This window comes from Desulfonatronum thiosulfatophilum (assembly GCF_900104215.1).
In the GTDB taxonomy this organism is placed as follows: Bacteria; Desulfobacterota; Desulfovibrionia; order Desulfovibrionales; family Desulfonatronaceae; genus Desulfonatronum; species Desulfonatronum thiosulfatophilum.
In genome coordinates this window covers 92,917-108,150 of sequence record NZ_FMXO01000005.1, presented here as the reverse complement: position 1 = coordinate 108,150, position 15,234 = coordinate 92,917, and the positions used below count along the sequence as shown (strand labels likewise).

Genomic DNA, 15,234 nt, shown 5'->3' with positions numbered 1-15,234 from the left:
GAGCCGAAGCTCTGCCTTGTAAGTTACTACTTGTCGGAGGCTTCTGGCTCAGTCTGATCAACTCCCCCGGTATCTTGCGTGGCAGGGACACCAATTTCAGAATATTTGGTGAATTCGATCATGGCCAATGGTGCACAATCTCCTGGACGAGGGTCGCCGAACTTGAGTACTCGGGTGTATCCACCTGGAACACCTTGATACAACGGAGCGATTTCATCAAATAATCTTTTGACAATCGTATGGCTGCCCAAAGCTTTGTATACCAGTCGACGAGAGTGCAAATCATTGCGCTTGGCAGTGGTAACAAGCTTTTCAACGACGCCGCGTAACTCTTTCGCCTTGGCTTCCGTTGTTCGAATCCGACCATGCGTAATCAGTGCAGTGGCCATATTTCGGAACATGGCTTTGCGATGTGCCGGGGTCCGGTTGAATTTTCTACCGCTCTTCCTGTGTCTCATTATTCTCTTCCTTCTTCAGCCATTCTTGAAATTTCTCTTCAAAATTGGGCACGACAGTACCAAAATCAAAACCCATTTTATTGACGACGCGCCGAATTTCCTCAAGAGATTTGCGCCCAAAGTTGCGAGTCTCCAGAATTTCATGTTCAGATTTCTGAACAAGCTCGCCAAAAATAGCGATTCCGGCACTTTTCAAGCAATTTGTCGCCCGTACTGACAGTTCAAGATCTTCTATGGATTTGAACAGCAACGGATCAATATCTTGATGGGCTTGGCTTGAAGTTCCCTGTTCGTCCTCACTGTCGTCAAAGGTAATGAAGACAGACAACTGGTCTTTGAGTATCTTTGCTGCATACGCAAGGGCTTCATCAGGGCGGACCGAAGCATCCGTCCAGATCTCCATGACCAATTTATCGTAATTGGTCATTTGACCAACCCGAGCCTGCTCGACGGAATACGCGGCCTTAACGACAGGTGAGAAGCTTGAATCAATAGCAATCAATCCGATTTCCTCAGCAAGACCTTCATGAAGGTCAGCCGGTACATATCCCTTCCCCATGCGCACTTCTAATTCGAGCTTTAAGTCGATGTCATCAGTGAGCGTAGCGATGATCTGGTCTGGATTGACAATCTTGACCCGTTGATTCTCCTGAATGGCCGAGGCAGTGATTTGACCCTTGGTATTCGCTGAGAGTTGAAGACGTTGGGGTTCGTCAGTGGTCATAGCCAGTCGAACTTGCTTCAGATTAAGAACAATATCCGTTACATCTTCAAGTACGCCGGGAATGGTCGTGAATTCGTGCTGCACACCCTCTATGCGAACGGCAACAATGGCTGCTCCCTGCATTGAGGAAAGCAGCACACGCCGAAGAGCATTGCCAATGGTTGTCCCAAAACCACGCTCCAATGGCTCACAAACAAATTTTCCATAGGAGGAGGACGAACGCTTGTCTTTGACAAGCTGGTCCGGTCTGACCAGTTCCGTCCAGTTGCGGGTATTGAGTAACTTGTCGCCTTTTCGAATGAACATTCTTTACACCTGCAAAGATTATTTTGAATACAGTTCGACAATGAGCTGTTCGTTAATCTGAAATGATATATCTTCGCGTGTCGGAACGGCGACCAACTTGCCTTTGTGTTGTGATCCGTCAACTTCAAGCCAGGGCGGAGTGCCTCGACGGGCAATAACCTGCTGCGCTTCCTGAATAACAGGTACCTTGCGACTGGCTTCCTTGACGAGTATCTCGTCGCCGATACGCATTCGGAGTGAAGGAATGTTGACCTTGTGTCCGTTCAAGGTGAAGTGGCCGTGACGAATTAATTGGCGGGCCTGATCCCTGGAATTGGCGTAGCCCATTCTGTAAACGACATTATCAAGACGTGTTTCAAGGAGAAGCAGCAGGTTTGTTCCAGTCACGCCACGCTGCTTGTCGGCCTTGTAAAAATAGTTGCGGAAGGGTTTTTCCAAAACGCCGAAAGTGCGACGCAGTTTTTGTTTTTCCCGCAACTGAAGAGCATAATCACTAAATTTTTTGCGTGCTCGCCCGTGATCGCCGGGAGCATATGGACGTCGCTCATATGCACATTTGTCGGTAAAACATCGATCGCCCTTCAAAAAAAGTTTTGAACCTTCCCGGCGGCATATGCGGCACTTTGCGTCTGTATATCTGGCCAAAATCAATAACCTCCCCTAATCTGGGTTAAACACGTCTTCGTTTGGGGGGACGGCAACCATTATGCGGAATCGGCGTGATATCCCGAATGTAAGTTACTTGGAAACCAACCCTGTTAATCGCTCTCATGGCTGCTTCGCGTCCGGAGCCTGGTCCTTTAACAAGAACCCCGACCGTGCGCATACCCTGTTCTTGTGCTTTGCGTGCAGCTGTTTCCGCTGCCAGTTGCGCAGCAAAGGGAGTGCTCTTGCGTGAGCCTTTGAAGCCGGCCATTCCAGAACTGGCCCAACTTATGACGTTTCCTTTCTGATCGGTGAAAGAAATAATGGTATTGTTGAAGCTGGCCTGGATATGAGCGATTCCTAATGGAATATTCTTTTTTTCTTTCCGCTTGCCGACTTTACGAGCAGGTTTTGCCATGCTGATTACGCTCCTGTCCCTAGTATGTTCTCAAAAGGGTTAATATATAAAAGCCGAGATTATTTTTTCTTCTTGCCGACGATAGAGCGACGTGGTCCTTTGCGTGTTCTAGCATTGGCGTGCGTGCTCTGGCCGCGAACGGGAAGTCCTTTACGATGACGCAGTCCCCGATAGCATCCGATATCCATAAGGCGCTTGATGTTGCTGGTCACGTCCCGGCGCAAGTCACCTTCGACTTTATAATTTGATTCGATAATTTTGCGAATGTCGTTGACCTCGTCAGCTGTAAGATCATCGGTTTTTTTGGTCCAAGCAATGCTTGTGGCATCAAGGACTTTTAAGGCAGTTGTTCGCCCTATGCCGTAGATGTACGTCAAGGCAATATCCATCCGCTTGTTCTTGGGTAAATCAACCCCGGAAATTCGTGCCACGTTTCCTCCATTATCCTTGTCGTTGCTTGTGACGGGGGTTCTCGCAAATAACCCGTAAAATTCCATTGCGACGTATGATCTGACACTTGTCGCAGACTTTCTTCACAGATGGTTTAACTTTCATAGCTTGCTCCACATATTTCCGTCAGAAGGTGTTGAGTATTCTTTGAATCATCACGTTGGTCGACCACATAGAATGCCATAATAATCAATCTTACCGCTAAATCAAAAGCTTAATCATGGTTCAGGAATCTCTCCCTTGGCCGTATTCGGCGTGACTCCTGCTCAGGATTTCTGTTCCGTTAGAAGTCAAGGCTATTGTGTGCTCAAAATGAGCGGCAAGACTTCGATCCTTTGTGATGGCTGTCCAACGATCAGGGAGAATTTCCACTTCATCTCTACCGGCGGTAACCATTGGCTCTATGGCAAGCACCATTCCGGTTTTTAACGGAATATCGGTGTACCTTTGAGGTACAAAATTCGGAATTTCAGGCTTCTCGTGAAGACTGCGTCCGATTCCATGTCCGACAAATCGTTTTACGACTGAACAACCTTCTCCCTCTACATAACTCTGTATCGAACGGGATATATCATAAAGTTGATTCCCGACGACTGCTGAACGTATTCCGATATCCAGGGCATTTCGGGCAACGTCGATCAATTGCTGAGAGGTTGGAGAAATGTTTCCAACAGGAAATGTTCGCGCCGAATCGCCATAAAAACCCTGATATATAATCCCAAAATCAAGACTGACAATATCGCCTTCTTCAAGGTATCGCTCTGAAGGAAACCCATGCACAACCTGATCGTTCACTGAACAACATAATGCATAAGGAAATCCACGGTATCCAAGAAAAGCCGGTTTAACGTCAAATCTTGAGCACCAAGTTAAGGCAATTTCTTCCAGTTCCAGGGTTTTAATACCAGGACAAATCTTTTCCTGCAGTGCATCAAGAATAATGGAGACAATCCGATTTGCTTCACGAAGGATATTTATCTCTTTCTCGTTCTTGAGATAAATACCGAGAAACTTCTTCACTCTTAACGCCTGCCTTTAATCCGTGTCTTTTGCATCAATCCTTCATATTGATGAGTTATCAAATAGGAATCAACCTTGCTCATGGTATCCATCGCGACAACAACGGCAATCAATACACCTGTTCCACCAAAATAGAAAGGAACGTTAAACTGGGCTATAAGCAGCATGGGAAGAACACAAATCGCTGATATATATAATGAACCCCACAAGGTAATCCGGCTAAGGACGGTGTCGATATATTCTCGAGTCTTTAAACCTGGACGTATTCCGGGGACGAAACCACCCTGCTTACGAATATTTTCGGCTATGTCCTTGGGGTCAAAGATGATAGCTGTATAGAAATAGCAGAAAAAGATGATCAAAGCCACGAAAACGGTATTATAAATGATGCTCGCTGGATCGAAGATAACGGAAATTCTATTCAGTATTTCTGATTGCGAGAATGAAGCCAAAGTCGCCGGAAACATAAGCATTGAAGATGCAAATATGGGTGGAATGACACCGGCTGTATTGATCTTCAGTGGCAGATGGGTCGTCTGCCCCCCGTACATCTTACGCCCCAACATACGTTTGGCATATTGTATAGGGATTCGGCGCTGTCCTCGTTCCATGAAAACGATGAATATAAGTACCGAAGCAACAAGCACCGCCAACAAAATAGCGACGAACAGCGAGATCTGTCCAGCACTCATCAAGCGGAATGTATTGAAAACAGCACCTGGCAGCTGGGCCACGATACCGGCGAATATAATCAGGGAAATTCCGTTACCTATACCATACTCGGTAATCTGCTCACCGATCCACATCAACAGAACCGTGCCGGAAACAAGGGTAATAATAGTCGTCAGCCGGAAAGCCCAACCCCCGTCAAGGACGACGGGAACTCCGGCCGGACTGGTCATGTTTTCAATGCCAATAGCAATTCCAAGTCCTTGAATGGCGGCTATAAGCACAGTACCGTATCGCGTATACTGTGTAATTTTCTTGCGCCCAGCGGCTCCTTCTTCCTTCAATCTTTTCAATTCAGGACTGACCACAGTCAAAAGCTGAATTATGATGGAAGCGGAAATGTAGGGCATAATGCCCAATGCCATGATAGACAGGTTGCTTAACCCACCGCCGGCAAACATGTCGAACATGCCGAACAGGGTACCTTGCATACTGGCAAAAAAATCCACCATAGCGCGTGAATCAACGCCTGGAACCGGTATATGTACACCGATTCGGCATGTTGCCAGCAACAAAAAGGTAAAAAGAATCTTGCGTTTGAGTTCCGCAAGTCCTCCTGCTTTACTCGTTGTCTGCTGCACTCTGCTCGCCTTCCATGGCAATGGCTTGGCCACCGGCTTGAGTAATTTTTTCTATAGCCTGCTTGCTGAATTTGTGCGCTTCAACACGGACGGATGTTGAAACAGATCCCCGGGCAAGAATCTTCACAGGCATTCCCTTCTTCCCAAACCCGGCACTATAAATTTCTTCAAGAGAAATGGACTCGGATTTTGGAAAAGATTCCAGAAGGCGATCAAGATTCACCACGGAATATTCGATTCGGAACGGATTCTTGAAACCGCCTTTAGGGAGCCTGCGCTGCAACGGCATCTGTCCCCCCTCGAATCCGGGAGCCTTGGTACCACCACTGCGGGATTTTTGCCCCTTGTTACCTTTTCCGGATGTACAGCCGGTTCCGCTGCCAGAACCACGACCGACTCGCTTACGCGATTTCCGTTCTTCAAAAAATGGATACAGCTCGTGTAATCTCATGATGTCCTTCCAAATATGTTAAACCCGGAATAAGCTTCTATCGTGTGCGTTTCCGGAAAAGGAATCAACGTATCAGCTTGACGGATTGGCCGCGCAGAGTGCTGACCTGTTCGGCGGATCGCAAGGATACCAGGCCTTGTACTGTCGCTTTGAGCACGTTGTGTGGGTTGTTTGTTCCAATAGCTTTGGTCAATATGTCGCTGACTCCGACTGCTTCCATCACGGCACGAACGGGGCCGCCTGCGATAATGCCTGTTCCCTTGGAAGCAGGTTTCAAAACTACTCGCCCTGCGCCGTATTGACCTTCGACTTTATATGGAACCGTTCCATCAACCAGGTTGATCTTTTGCATGGATTTGCGAGCGCGTTCCGTTGCCTTGCGTATGGCCTCAGGAACCTCGTTGGCTTTGCCAAGACCGTAGCCTACTGAATCCTTACCATTGCCCACAACCACCAAGGCGCTAAAACTGAATCGGCGCCCGCCTTTTACAACTTTGGCCACGCGGTTCAAATAAACAATTTTCTCAATGAATCCTAGTTGCGTCTGTTCCATGAAGGTCCCCATTAAAATTGAAGTCCGCCCTCTCGAGCGCCGTCGGCAAGAGCCTTGATTTTCCCGTGATAGATGTATCCGCTACGATCAAAGACAACTTGGAGAATATCCTTGGACTTCGCCTTTTCGGCGAGATCCTTTCCAACTTGAGTGGCAACATCTCGGTTAAAGGCGGTAGAACCGTTTTCTTTCGCCATGGCGAATGAGGATGCGGACACGAGTGTGTGACCTTTCTCATCATCAATGAGCTGGGCATAGATGTACGTATTGGAACGAAACACTACCAGTCGTGGTCGTTGAGCAGTGCCGCTGATCTTTTTACGAATACGTTGCCTGCGCCGCATTCTGGCTTGAGATTTCGTGTATTTCATGGATCAAACCTATTTTTTACCAGTTTTACCGGCCTTACGGCGGATGACTTCATCAACATACTTAATACCTTTGCCTTTGAATGGCTCTGGTGGACGAAAACGTCGAATCTGGGCGGCAACTTCACCAACTTGCTCTTTGTTGATGCCGCTGATCGTCAACTTATTTCCCTCAGCCTTGGCAGTCATCCCTGATGGCAAAACGTATTCAACGGGGTGTGAAAAACCGACGTTTAAAGTAATCTTAGATCCTTCGACAGCGACCTTGTAACCAACTCCAATCACCTCAAGGACTTTTTGAAAACCGTCGGTGACGCCTTTGACGGAATTTGCGAGCAAAGTCCGACGCAGGCCGAATTGTTCACGTGCTGTTCGTGAGTCGTCAGCGCGTGACAAGTGAACGGCATTATCCTTCAGCTCATATTGAATTGCTGGATGCGTCGGCGTCTGCAATTCCCCCTTCGGTCCTTTGATATTGATCAGATCTTTTTGCAATCGGATCTCTACGCCCTGAGGCAGGGTGACCGGATTTTTTCCAATGCGTGACATCGTTACTTCTCCTTACCAAATTTCGCAGAGCAATTCCCCGCCGACATTATCGGCATGGGCTTTACGACCTTCCAGAACACCCTGCGGAGTGGAGAGGATGGCGATACCCAGTCCATTTTGTACGGCAGGTATATCTTTAGCGCCGACGTATATCCGCAAACCAGGCTTGCTCAGTCGTCGTGATCCTGAGATGGCGCCCTTAGAAGAAAGATACTTCAAAACGACACGAAGTTTGCCTTCTTCATTGGAGACATCTGAGACAAATCCGTGTTCCTTCAAAATGACGGAAATTGATTCAGTCATTTTTGAAGCAGGAATAAATACTTCTTTATGCAATGCTTTTTGTGCATTGCGAATACGTGCAAGCATATCCGCTATGGGATCATTGAGCAGCATGGGGAGTCCTCGTTACCAACTTGATTTTCTTACCCCAGGCAACTCACCTGCCAGGGACATGTTTCGGAAGCAAATTCGACATAGGCCAAAGCGCCTTAAAAATGCACGCGATCGGCCACAGACAGGGCACCGGTTGTAGGCGCGAGAAGAAAATTTCGGCTTTCTGGCAGCCTTGATGATGAGAGCAGTTCGAGCCAAAGCATCCTCCTTAAGTTATTTTTTAAATGGCATGCCCAACAACTGCAGAAGGGTCTTGCCCTCTTTGTCGGTGGAAGCAGTGGTCACTATAGTGATATTCATACCTTTGACACGATCAACGCGATCCATGTTGATTTCAGGAAAAATCGTATGCTCACGGATTCCCATGGTAAAGTTGCCTCTTCCGTCGAATCCACGATCCGGTATTCCTCGAAAGTCCCTGACGCGCGGCAATGAAAATGAGACAAGCTTATCCAGAAAGTCCCACATGCGTTCCCGTCGCAAGGTAACACGACAACCTACGGGCATTCCTTCGCGTAGCTTATAAGCGGCAATGGATTTTTTAGCCCTGGTGACTACAGATTTCTGACCGGCAATCTGGGTGAGTTCAGTGACAGCATCTTCGATCAGCTTGTTGTTCTGGGATGCTTCCCCAAGACCAATATTCAGGCTGATGCTATGTATTCGTGGAATCTCCATCACTGAAGAATACCCAAACTCCTTCATCAACTCAGGAGCGACCTTGTTCTTATAATTTTCCTGCAACCTGGACATGACGCACCTTGTTTAAGCAATTATTTCGTTACACTTTTTACAAAACCGGACCTTTTTGTCTGCTTCGATGAGCTTGTAGCCGATACGAGTCGGCTTAGAGCAATTATCGCAGACAAGATTCACATTGGAAAGGTGCAAAGGAGATTCTTTTTCTTTGATTCCTCCGGTTTCCCCTTTATAAGGGTTTCCCTTGGAATGCTTTTTAACCTTGTTCACACCCTCGATGAGGATCCGTTCTGTTTTAGGAAAGAGTTTTAATACTTTACCGATCTTGCCTTTGTCTTTCCCAACCATAACCATGACTTTGTCGTTTTTCAATATTTTGCGATTTTTCATGGCATATACCTACAGAACTTCGGGAGCCAGTGAAACAATTTTCATGAAATTCTTGGAGCGCAGTTCACGGGCAACAGGTCCAAAAATGCGTGTCCCAACCGGTTCGTTCTGCTTGTTCAAAAGTACGGCGGAATTATTGTCAAAGCGAATGAAAGAACCATCAGGACGATTCACTTCTTTTTTCGTGCGTACTATCACGGCTCGCATTACTTCGCCTTTCTTGACCTTGGAATGCGGCATGGCTTCCTTAACGGAAACAACAATTATGTCTCCAATAGAGGCATATCTGCGATGACTGCCGCCAAGCACCTTGACGCAGAAAACTTTCTTTGCCCCGGAATTATCCGCGACATCAAGCATCGATTGAACTTGTATCATGATTGCCTCTTAAACAGCTCTTTCCAGCACTTGCTTGAGCTGCCAGCATTTGCGTTTACTCAAAGGACGACTTTCGATTATTTCAACTTTATCCCCGATGTTGCATACATTTTGCTCATCATGGGCCATCATCTTCTTTCTTCGTCGAATATATTTCTTGAACAGAGGATGTTTTTCCAGTTTATTGACGGAAACGACAATAGTTTTCTCAGCCTTGTTGCTCATGACCACGCCGATTTCAGTACGTTTGGTCTTTTGCTTGAGTTCCGTATTCATGACCTTGCTCCTGCGTTTTGTTCACGCATAACTGTCAATATCCGTGCAACTGTTTTTCGGACAAAAGGCAATCGTTGCGTATTCTCCAGCTGGGCGGTTTTATGTTGAAATCGAAGATTGAACAATTCTTTCTGAAACTCGAGCAGCTTTTCTTGAAGCTCTGTACCCGTGAGTTCACGAAGTTCAGTTGTTTTCATATGTTATGCCTCCCTCAGCACGATACTCGTCTTGATTGGCAACTTATATGCAGCCAGGCGCAGTGCTTCAGAAGCCAGTTCAATGCTGACACCCTTAATTTCATAAAGCACACGACCTCTGCGGATCGGTGCACACCAGCCAACAGGGGCGCCTTTACCTTTGCCCTGACGAGTTTCCGCAGGCTTGGCAGTGATAGGCTTATCGGGAAATACACGTATCCATACTTTTCCGCCACGCTTGATGTGACGCATCATGGCAATACGTGCCGACTCAATCTGCTGGCTTGTCAACTTCCCAGGCTCTAGAGCCTTGAGACCAATATCTCCGAAAACAACACTGCTTCCTCTCAGGGCCATGCCCTTGATTCTATTCTTCTGCTGTTTTCGAAACTTAACTTTTTTGGGACTCAACATTACTGAATCACCTCATCAAGTATCTCACCTTTGAAAATCCAGACCTTCACGCCGATGACACCGTATGTTGTCTTTGCAATGGCCTGACCATAATCGATATCCGCACGCAGTGTGTGCAAAGGAACGCGTCCGTCACGATTCCACTCGCTTCGGGCTATTTCAGCTCCGCCAAGTCTTCCGGCGACACTGATTTTGATGCCCTCAGCGCCAAATTTTCGTGCAAGGCCGACGGTACGTTTCATTGCCCTTCGGAAAGCGACTCGACGTTCCAGCTGGAGAGCGACGTTTTCGGCAACCAGCTGCGCATCTGTTTCCGGACGACGAATCTCGATCACTTCAAGAGCAAAATCCTTTTGAAAACGTTTCTTCAAGGTTGCTCTCAAGTTTTCGATTTCCACACCCTTTCGTCCAATGACGATTCCAGGTCGTGCGGTAAAGAGGATAAGCCGAATCTTGCTTGCGGCACGTTCAATTTCGATCTTGGAGATGCCGGCATGATACAGAGTTTTTTTTAAAAAATTACGGATCTGCTTATCTTCGTAGACAAAGGCTGCGTAATCCTTTTTGCTGAACCACCTGGACTGCCAATTCTTGGTATAGCCAAGACGGAAACCAATGGGATGCGTTTTCTGGCCCAATTATCTATCCTCCCTACGCTTCCTCAACAATGATGGTGATGTGACTTGTCCGCTTCAAGATCCGATAGGCGCGACCCATGGCTCGCGGGCGGATCCGTTTCCAAGTCGGACCATCATTGATAATGATGTTTTTGACATACAAGGTATCCACATCCACACCACCGAGTTGCTCGGCATTGGCAATAGCGGAATGTAGAATCTTGTCCAGAACCGCGGCTGCCTTCTTGGGGGTAAACTTCAATATTTTACGTGCTTCCTCGATATTCTTGCCCCTGACGTTGGCAGCAACGAGTCGAGCTTTTTGCGATGAAATGCGCACGTACCGTGCAACAGATTTAGCTTCCATGATCACAGGCCTCCAGAACTACTTTTTGCCTTTCACGGCACTCTTTTTGCCACCAGCATGGGCATAAAACGTCCTGGTGGGTGAAAACTCACCAAGCTTATGGCCAACCATGTTTTCCGTAACAAAAACTGGAATAAATTTTTTACCGTTGTGAACGGCAAATGTCATACCAACCATTTCAGGGACAATCGTTGAACGCCGAGACCAGGTCTTGATCACCTTTCGATCGTTCGTTTCATGGGCCTTTGTCACTTTCTTGAGCACGTGCTCATCTACAAAAGGGCCTTTCTTTATTGACCGTGGCATATCCGTGACTCCTATTTCTGGCCGCGTCGTTTAACGATGAGTTGCGAAGACTGTTTTCTACGGTTTCGGGTTTTATATCCCTTTGTCGGCTTCCCCCATGGTGTACATGGATGACGTCCTCCTGAACTCTTGCCTTCACCACCGCCCAAAGGATGGTCAACAGGGTTCATTGCAACGCCGCGGACCTTGGGACGACGGCCCAGCCACCGATTACGCCCGGCTTTGCCAATGGAAATTTGTTCATGGTCCGTATTGCCGACTTGGCCGATAGTCGCCCGACAAGTGACGAGGATCTTACGCACCTCACCTGAGGGCAAACGCAGCAGGGCATACTTGTCCTCTTTGGCGACGAGCTGAGCATAGGTTCCGGCACTGCGACACATCTGTCCGCCCTTGCCTGGAGCCATTTCAATATTGTGGATAATTGTGCCGACAGGAATCCGAGAGAGATTCATCGCGTTTCCAGGGAATATGTCTGCATTATTGCCCGCCAAAATCGAATCACCGACATTAACGCCATTGGGAGCGAGAATATAGCGTTTTTCACCATCCGCATAGTGCAACAAAGCTATCCGGGCACTGCGGTTAGGATCATATTCAATAAATGCAACCTTGGCTTGGATATCCCACTTGTCGCGCTTGAAGTCGATTGTCCGGTAGCGGCGTTTATTGCCCGAGCCTCGACGTCTGGATGTGATACGCCCAAGATTGTTGCGTCCGCTTTTCTTGGAACGTCCTTTAGTCAGTGATTTTTCCGGCGTGCCGCGATTGATTTCTTCGAATTCAGAAATTGTCTGAAACCGCGTTCCGGGAGACGTTGGTTTGAGCTTGCGTATTGACATTGACTAGACCCCTTCAAAAAAATCGATTTTCTCGCCTTCGGCAAGGGTCACATAAGCTTTGCGAAAACCAGGAGTTCGAACAAGTCGACGATTGGCCTTGCGCTGGGTAAGCGTTTTTTTGCGTGCGACATTTACCTTGGCCACCTTCACGTCAAAGGCTTCCTGAACTGCCTGCTTGATTTCAATCTTGTTGGCTTCAGGATGAACCTGAAACACAACCTGATTAGCAAAGCTTTTGACCAGCGTCGCCTTTTCGGAAACATGTGGTCGAAGCAATATTTGTGTGTAATTCATGATTATTTCAACCTCATCTGAAAAGACTCGACAGCCGCGGAAGAAACCATGACATGGTGATGACGAAGCATCTCGTAGACATTAACCCCATCGGCGGTCTGCACGGAAACACCAGGAATATTTCTCGAAGAAAGGGCTAGATTTGTATCGACTTCAGAAACGACAATCAAGACATTCTTGAGATCAAACCTCTGGATAAATTCGGAAACCTGTTTTGTTTTGATCTGATCAAGTTGAAATTCCTCAACTACCGTCAAATCCTTATCAGCCAGGCGGGATGAAAGCGCCATGCGCATGGCCAGCTTTTGGACCTTTTTATTCACCTTGAATGAATAATCCCTGGCCATGGGACCATGCGTGACCGCTCCGGAACGCCAAATGGGTGAACGGTTCGAACCAGCGCGTGCACGTCCGGTACCTTTTTGTCGCCAAGGCTTTCGCCCGCCTCCACGTATTGTGGAGCGCGTCTTGACACCAACAGTACCTGATCGTTTCGCGGCCAGATGTGACCGAACTACCAAATGCAAAATCTCTGGACGAGCTTCGATTTCAAAGACATCCGGATCCAGCGTTATTTCACCCACAATCTGCCGCTGCTGATTGAATATATCGACCACAGCCATTTCATCCACCTTTTGAATTTACGCGTGTTGCTTTCTTACAATAACAAGACCGTTTTTGGGTCCGGGAATTTGGCCTTTCACCAGAAGAACATTGTCGTCAGCACGTATGGCGACTATTTCAATGTTCTTGTATGTCGTACGACGAGCACCCATATGACCGGCCATTTTCTTGCCTTTGATGACACGACCTGGCTTGGTATTGTTGCCAATGGAACCGGCATTGCGATGTACCTTTTCATGGCCGTGCGAAGCAGGAGAACCGCCGAATCCCCAGCGTTTCATGACACCTGCAAAACCTTTCCCTTTGGATGTGCCGGTAACCTTGATTTTTTCGCCAGGTGCAAACATATCCAGGTTCAAAGCTTGACCGATTTCATATCCGTCTACTGAGTCGATCCGAAATTCTCGCACGTGACGAAAAAATCCAGCCCCGGACTTATCCTGATGGCCTTTTTGCGGCTTGCTCAATTTTCCAACCGGAACTTCTTGATATCCGACTTGCAAGGAAGCGTATCCATCCCTTGTTTGTTCCTTCAGCTGCAAAATCGGACAAGGTCCAGCCTGAATCACCGTAACGGGAATGATCATTCCATCACTCCCGAATATGCGGGTCATCCCGATTTTACGGCCAAGTATTCCTAGAGTATTCGACATGACCGATCCTCGTTATAACTTGATTTCGACATCAACACCGGCGGGAAGATTCAACTTCCCCAAGGCGTCAACTGTCTGTTGGGTTGGCTCCAGGATGTCCAGAAGCCGTTTATGAACACGAACCTCAAACTGTTCACGAGACTTTTTATCAACGTGTACCGACCTGTTCACTGTTACCTTATTTATATTGGTCGGAATCGGAATCGGACCGGCCAGTCCAGCACCGGTATTTCGCGCTGTATCCACTATCTCTGCAACAGCCTTGTCCAGGATTCGATAATCAAAAGCCTTCAACTTTATCCTAATGCGGTCGCTATTCATGATCATATGCCTTATTCAATGATTTCGGAGATGACGCCGGCGCCTACGGTTCGGCCGCCTTCACGGATGGCGAAACGGACGCCGAGTTCCATGGCAATCGGGGCGATCAATTCGACGTTGAATGTCGCGTTGTCACCGGGCATGACCATTTCGACTCCTTCCGCCAAGGTCACCACTCCCGTAATATCCGTGGTTCGGAAGTAGAACTGGGGGCGATACCCGCTAAAAAATGGCGTGTGGCGTCCGCCTTCTTCCTTTGACAGAACGTACACCTCGGCAACGAAGCGGCGGTGAGGCGTGATGGATTTAGGAGCGGCAAGAACCTGGCCCCGTTCCACATCCTCACGCTTCACGCCGCGCAAGAGAGCTCCAATGTTGTCGCCGGCTTGGCCCTGGTCCAAAAGCTTGCGAAACATTTCTACGCCGGTGCAGACGGTTTTGCGGGTTTCGTTGATGCCGACGATTTCAACTTCCTCACCCACCTTGACAACGCCACGCTCCACGCGTCCGGTGACTACGGTACCGCGTCCGGAGATGCTGAACACGTCTTCAATGGGCATCAGGAAAGGTTTGTCTATATCACGAACCGGCTCAGGAACGTAACTGTCCAGGGCGGCCATTAATTCAAAAATGCATTTTGCTTCGTCGCTGTCCGGATTGTCTGATTCCAGCGCCTTCAGAGCACTGCCCTGAATCACGGGTACATCGTCTCCGGGGAAGCCGTACTTGGAGAGCAGCTCACGTACTTCGAGTTCAACCAGTTCCAGCAGTTCCGGATCGTCCACGAGATCGACCTTGTTCATGAACACCACAAGACACGGTACGCCGACCTGGCGGGCCAGGAGAATGTGCTCCCGGGTCTGGGGCATGGGACCATCCGTGGCGGCCACAACGAGAATTGCGCCGTCCATCTGCGCCGCACCGGTGATCATGTTCTTGATGTAGTCAGCGTGGCCGGGGCAGTCCACATGGGCGTAGTGCCGGTTGGCGGTCTCGTACTCCACATGGGCCGTGGCAATGGTGATGCCGCGTTCCTTTTCCTCAGGAGCCTTGTCGATCTGATCGAATGGAACATAACTCGCTCCGCCCTTGATGCTCAACATCTTGGTGATCGACGCGGTCAACGTGGTTTTTCCGTGGTCAATGTGGCCGATGGTGCCGACATTTACGTGCGGTTTGGTCCGCTCAAACTTTGCCTTGCCCATATG

The 15,234-nt window shown here is 48.3% G+C and carries 29 protein-coding genes; all 29 read right to left on the bottom strand.

Annotation, left to right across the window (positions count from 1 at the left end):
• Nucleotides 1-26: 26 nt before the first annotated feature.
• On the bottom strand, nt 27-458 hold the full coding sequence (rplQ, locus tag BLP93_RS05420) for a 50S ribosomal protein L17 (RefSeq protein ID WP_092118228.1): 432 nt from the start codon (nt 456-458) through the stop codon (nt 27-29).
• Nucleotides 436-1,488 (bottom strand): DNA-directed RNA polymerase subunit alpha, encoded by a 1,053-nt coding sequence (locus BLP93_RS05415; RefSeq protein ID WP_092118225.1) that lies wholly within the window; start codon nt 1,486-1,488, stop codon nt 436-438. The genes rplQ and BLP93_RS05415 overlap by 23 nt, the downstream gene beginning before the upstream one ends.
• Nucleotides 1,489-1,506: 18 nt before the next feature.
• Nucleotides 1,507-2,133: a 30S ribosomal protein S4 gene (rpsD, locus tag BLP93_RS05410; RefSeq protein ID WP_092118486.1), complete on the bottom strand. Its 627-nt coding sequence runs from the start codon at nt 2,131-2,133 to the stop codon at nt 1,507-1,509.
• A gap of 25 nt (nt 2,134-2,158) precedes the next feature.
• The gene (rpsK, locus tag BLP93_RS05405) at nt 2,159-2,551 is read right to left on the bottom strand and encodes a 30S ribosomal protein S11 (protein ID WP_092118222.1); all 393 of its coding nucleotides are present in this window, start codon (nt 2,549-2,551) and stop codon (nt 2,159-2,161) included.
• 59 nt (nt 2,552-2,610) lie between these two features.
• Nucleotides 2,611-2,982, bottom strand: coding sequence for a 30S ribosomal protein S13 (gene rpsM / locus BLP93_RS05400; protein ID WP_092118219.1), 372 nt, complete (start codon nt 2,980-2,982; stop codon nt 2,611-2,613).
• 10 nt (nt 2,983-2,992) lie between these two features.
• Nucleotides 2,993-3,106 carry a 50S ribosomal protein L36 gene (gene rpmJ / locus BLP93_RS05395; RefSeq protein WP_084031770.1) on the bottom strand — a complete coding sequence of 38 codons (114 nt, stop codon included), beginning with the start codon at nt 3,104-3,106 and terminating at the stop codon, nt 2,993-2,995.
• Nucleotides 3,107-3,226: 120 nt separating this feature from the next.
• Nucleotides 3,227-4,021 (bottom strand): type I methionyl aminopeptidase, encoded by a 795-nt coding sequence (gene map, locus BLP93_RS05390; protein ID WP_092118216.1) that lies wholly within the window; start codon nt 4,019-4,021, stop codon nt 3,227-3,229.
• 2 nt (nt 4,022-4,023) lie between these two features.
• Complete coding sequence (gene secY / locus BLP93_RS05385; RefSeq protein ID WP_092118213.1) at nt 4,024-5,331, bottom strand: preprotein translocase subunit SecY; 1,308 nt, start codon at nt 5,329-5,331, stop codon at nt 4,024-4,026.
• On the bottom strand, nt 5,312-5,782 hold the full coding sequence (rplO, locus tag BLP93_RS05380; RefSeq protein ID WP_092118210.1) for a 50S ribosomal protein L15: 471 nt from the start codon (nt 5,780-5,782) through the stop codon (nt 5,312-5,314). The genes secY and rplO overlap by 20 nt, the downstream gene beginning before the upstream one ends.
• A gap of 64 nt (nt 5,783-5,846) precedes the next feature.
• Nucleotides 5,847-6,335, bottom strand: coding sequence for a 30S ribosomal protein S5 (gene rpsE, locus BLP93_RS05375; RefSeq protein WP_092118483.1), 489 nt, complete (start codon nt 6,333-6,335; stop codon nt 5,847-5,849).
• Nucleotides 6,336-6,346: 11 nt separating this feature from the next.
• Entirely contained in the window at nt 6,347-6,706 is a 360-nt protein-coding gene (gene rplR, locus BLP93_RS05370; protein WP_092118207.1) for a 50S ribosomal protein L18, read from the bottom strand.
• A 9-nt stretch (nt 6,707-6,715) separates the two neighbouring features.
• Nucleotides 6,716-7,252, bottom strand: a complete 537-nt coding sequence (gene rplF, locus BLP93_RS05365) for a 50S ribosomal protein L6 (RefSeq protein ID WP_092118204.1) — start codon at nt 7,250-7,252, stop codon at nt 6,716-6,718.
• A 12-nt stretch (nt 7,253-7,264) separates the two neighbouring features.
• Nucleotides 7,265-7,645, bottom strand: coding sequence for a 30S ribosomal protein S8 (gene rpsH, locus BLP93_RS05360; protein ID WP_092118479.1), 381 nt, complete (start codon nt 7,643-7,645; stop codon nt 7,265-7,267).
• A 15-nt stretch (nt 7,646-7,660) separates the two neighbouring features.
• Entirely contained in the window at nt 7,661-7,846 is a 186-nt protein-coding gene (locus BLP93_RS05355; protein WP_092118201.1) for a type Z 30S ribosomal protein S14, read from the bottom strand.
• Nucleotides 7,847-7,861: 15 nt separating this feature from the next.
• Nucleotides 7,862-8,401 (bottom strand): 50S ribosomal protein L5, encoded by a 540-nt coding sequence (gene rplE, locus BLP93_RS05350; RefSeq protein WP_092118198.1) that lies wholly within the window; start codon nt 8,399-8,401, stop codon nt 7,862-7,864.
• A gap of 12 nt (nt 8,402-8,413) precedes the next feature.
• Nucleotides 8,414-8,737, bottom strand: coding sequence for a 50S ribosomal protein L24 (gene rplX, locus BLP93_RS05345; RefSeq protein WP_092118195.1), 324 nt, complete (start codon nt 8,735-8,737; stop codon nt 8,414-8,416).
• Nucleotides 8,738-8,746: 9 nt separating this feature from the next.
• Entirely contained in the window at nt 8,747-9,115 is a 369-nt protein-coding gene (rplN, locus tag BLP93_RS05340; protein ID WP_031388519.1) for a 50S ribosomal protein L14, read from the bottom strand.
• 9 nt (nt 9,116-9,124) lie between these two features.
• Nucleotides 9,125-9,391 (bottom strand): 30S ribosomal protein S17, encoded by a 267-nt coding sequence (rpsQ, locus tag BLP93_RS05335; protein ID WP_092118192.1) that lies wholly within the window; start codon nt 9,389-9,391, stop codon nt 9,125-9,127.
• Nucleotides 9,388-9,588, bottom strand: coding sequence for a 50S ribosomal protein L29 (gene rpmC / locus BLP93_RS05330; RefSeq protein ID WP_092118189.1), 201 nt, complete (start codon nt 9,586-9,588; stop codon nt 9,388-9,390). The genes rpsQ and rpmC overlap by 4 nt, the downstream gene beginning before the upstream one ends.
• 3 nt (nt 9,589-9,591) lie before the next feature.
• Complete coding sequence (gene rplP, locus BLP93_RS05325; RefSeq protein WP_092118185.1) at nt 9,592-10,002, bottom strand: 50S ribosomal protein L16; 411 nt, start codon at nt 10,000-10,002, stop codon at nt 9,592-9,594.
• Entirely contained in the window at nt 10,002-10,640 is a 639-nt protein-coding gene (rpsC, locus tag BLP93_RS05320; RefSeq protein ID WP_092118182.1) for a 30S ribosomal protein S3, read from the bottom strand. The genes rplP and rpsC overlap by 1 nt, the downstream gene beginning before the upstream one ends.
• Nucleotides 10,641-10,653: 13 nt before the next feature.
• The gene (gene rplV, locus BLP93_RS05315; RefSeq protein WP_092118179.1) at nt 10,654-10,986 is read right to left on the bottom strand and encodes a 50S ribosomal protein L22; all 333 of its coding nucleotides are present in this window, start codon (nt 10,984-10,986) and stop codon (nt 10,654-10,656) included.
• Nucleotides 10,987-11,004: 18 nt separating this feature from the next.
• The gene (gene rpsS, locus BLP93_RS05310; protein WP_092118176.1) at nt 11,005-11,292 is read right to left on the bottom strand and encodes a 30S ribosomal protein S19; all 288 of its coding nucleotides are present in this window, start codon (nt 11,290-11,292) and stop codon (nt 11,005-11,007) included.
• An 11-nt stretch (nt 11,293-11,303) separates the two neighbouring features.
• Complete coding sequence (gene rplB, locus BLP93_RS05305) at nt 11,304-12,134, bottom strand: 50S ribosomal protein L2 (RefSeq protein ID WP_092118173.1); 831 nt, start codon at nt 12,132-12,134, stop codon at nt 11,304-11,306.
• Nucleotides 12,135-12,137: 3 nt separating this feature from the next.
• Nucleotides 12,138-12,428 (bottom strand): 50S ribosomal protein L23, encoded by a 291-nt coding sequence (rplW, locus tag BLP93_RS05300; RefSeq protein ID WP_092118170.1) that lies wholly within the window; start codon nt 12,426-12,428, stop codon nt 12,138-12,140.
• Between the two features lie 2 nt (nt 12,429-12,430).
• A complete protein-coding gene (gene rplD / locus BLP93_RS05295; protein WP_092118166.1) occupies nt 12,431-13,051 on the bottom strand; it encodes a 50S ribosomal protein L4 in 621 nt (206 codons plus the stop codon).
• Between the two features lie 18 nt (nt 13,052-13,069).
• A complete protein-coding gene (rplC, locus tag BLP93_RS05290; protein WP_092118163.1) occupies nt 13,070-13,705 on the bottom strand; it encodes a 50S ribosomal protein L3 in 636 nt (211 codons plus the stop codon).
• Between the two features lie 12 nt (nt 13,706-13,717).
• On the bottom strand, nt 13,718-14,032 hold the full coding sequence (rpsJ, locus tag BLP93_RS05285) for a 30S ribosomal protein S10 (RefSeq protein ID WP_092118160.1): 315 nt from the start codon (nt 14,030-14,032) through the stop codon (nt 13,718-13,720).
• A 5-nt stretch (nt 14,033-14,037) separates the two neighbouring features.
• The gene (gene tuf, locus BLP93_RS05280; RefSeq protein ID WP_092118123.1) at nt 14,038-15,231 is read right to left on the bottom strand and encodes an elongation factor Tu; all 1,194 of its coding nucleotides are present in this window, start codon (nt 15,229-15,231) and stop codon (nt 14,038-14,040) included.
• Between the last annotated feature and the right edge of the window lie 3 nt (nt 15,232-15,234).

Excerpts from the sequence above, each read along its gene's own strand:
- rplQ (WP_092118228.1), bottom strand. The coding sequence starts at position 458 with ATGAGACACAGGAAGAGCGGTAGAAAATTCAACCGGACCCCGGCACAT.
- BLP93_RS05415 (WP_092118225.1), bottom strand. The coding sequence starts at position 1,488 with ATGTTCATTCGAAAAGGCGACAAGTTACTCAATACCCGCAACTGGACG.
- rpsK (WP_092118222.1), bottom strand. The coding sequence starts at position 2,551 with ATGGCAAAACCTGCTCGTAAAGTCGGCAAGCGGAAAGAAAAAAAGAAT.
- rpmJ (WP_084031770.1), bottom strand. The coding sequence starts at position 3,106 with ATGAAAGTTAAACCATCTGTGAAGAAAGTCTGCGACAAGTGTCAGATC.
- rplO (WP_092118210.1), bottom strand. The coding sequence starts at position 5,782 with ATGAGATTACACGAGCTGTATCCATTTTTTGAAGAACGGAAATCGCGT.
- rpsE (WP_092118483.1), bottom strand. The coding sequence starts at position 6,335 with ATGGAACAGACGCAACTAGGATTCATTGAGAAAATTGTTTATTTGAAC.
- rplR (WP_092118207.1), bottom strand. The coding sequence starts at position 6,706 with ATGAAATACACGAAATCTCAAGCCAGAATGCGGCGCAGGCAACGTATT.
- rplF (WP_092118204.1), bottom strand. The coding sequence starts at position 7,252 with ATGTCACGCATTGGAAAAAATCCGGTCACCCTGCCTCAGGGCGTAGAG.
- rplE (WP_092118198.1), bottom strand. The coding sequence starts at position 8,401 with ATGTCCAGGTTGCAGGAAAATTATAAGAACAAGGTCGCTCCTGAGTTG.
- rplX (WP_092118195.1), bottom strand. The coding sequence starts at position 8,737 with ATGAAAAATCGCAAAATATTGAAAAACGACAAAGTCATGGTTATGGTT.
- rplN (WP_031388519.1), bottom strand. The coding sequence starts at position 9,115 with ATGATACAAGTTCAATCGATGCTTGATGTCGCGGATAATTCCGGGGCA.
- rpsQ (WP_092118192.1), bottom strand. The coding sequence starts at position 9,391 with ATGAATACGGAACTCAAGCAAAAGACCAAACGTACTGAAATCGGCGTG.
- rpmC (WP_092118189.1), bottom strand. The coding sequence starts at position 9,588 with ATGAAAACAACTGAACTTCGTGAACTCACGGGTACAGAGCTTCAAGAA.
- rplP (WP_092118185.1), bottom strand. The coding sequence starts at position 10,002 with ATGTTGAGTCCCAAAAAAGTTAAGTTTCGAAAACAGCAGAAGAATAGA.
- rplV (WP_092118179.1), bottom strand. The coding sequence starts at position 10,986 with ATGGAAGCTAAATCTGTTGCACGGTACGTGCGCATTTCATCGCAAAAA.
- rpsS (WP_092118176.1), bottom strand. The coding sequence starts at position 11,292 with ATGCCACGGTCAATAAAGAAAGGCCCTTTTGTAGATGAGCACGTGCTC.
- rplB (WP_092118173.1), bottom strand. The coding sequence starts at position 12,134 with ATGTCAATACGCAAGCTCAAACCAACGTCTCCCGGAACGCGGTTTCAG.
- rplW (WP_092118170.1), bottom strand. The coding sequence starts at position 12,428 with ATGAATTACACACAAATATTGCTTCGACCACATGTTTCCGAAAAGGCG.
- rplD (WP_092118166.1), bottom strand. The coding sequence starts at position 13,051 with ATGGCTGTGGTCGATATATTCAATCAGCAGCGGCAGATTGTGGGTGAA.
- rplC (WP_092118163.1), bottom strand. The coding sequence starts at position 13,705 with ATGTCGAATACTCTAGGAATACTTGGCCGTAAAATCGGGATGACCCGC.
- rpsJ (WP_092118160.1), bottom strand. The coding sequence starts at position 14,032 with ATGATCATGAATAGCGACCGCATTAGGATAAAGTTGAAGGCTTTTGAT.
- tuf (WP_092118123.1), bottom strand. The coding sequence starts at position 15,231 with ATGGGCAAGGCAAAGTTTGAGCGGACCAAACCGCACGTAAATGTCGGC.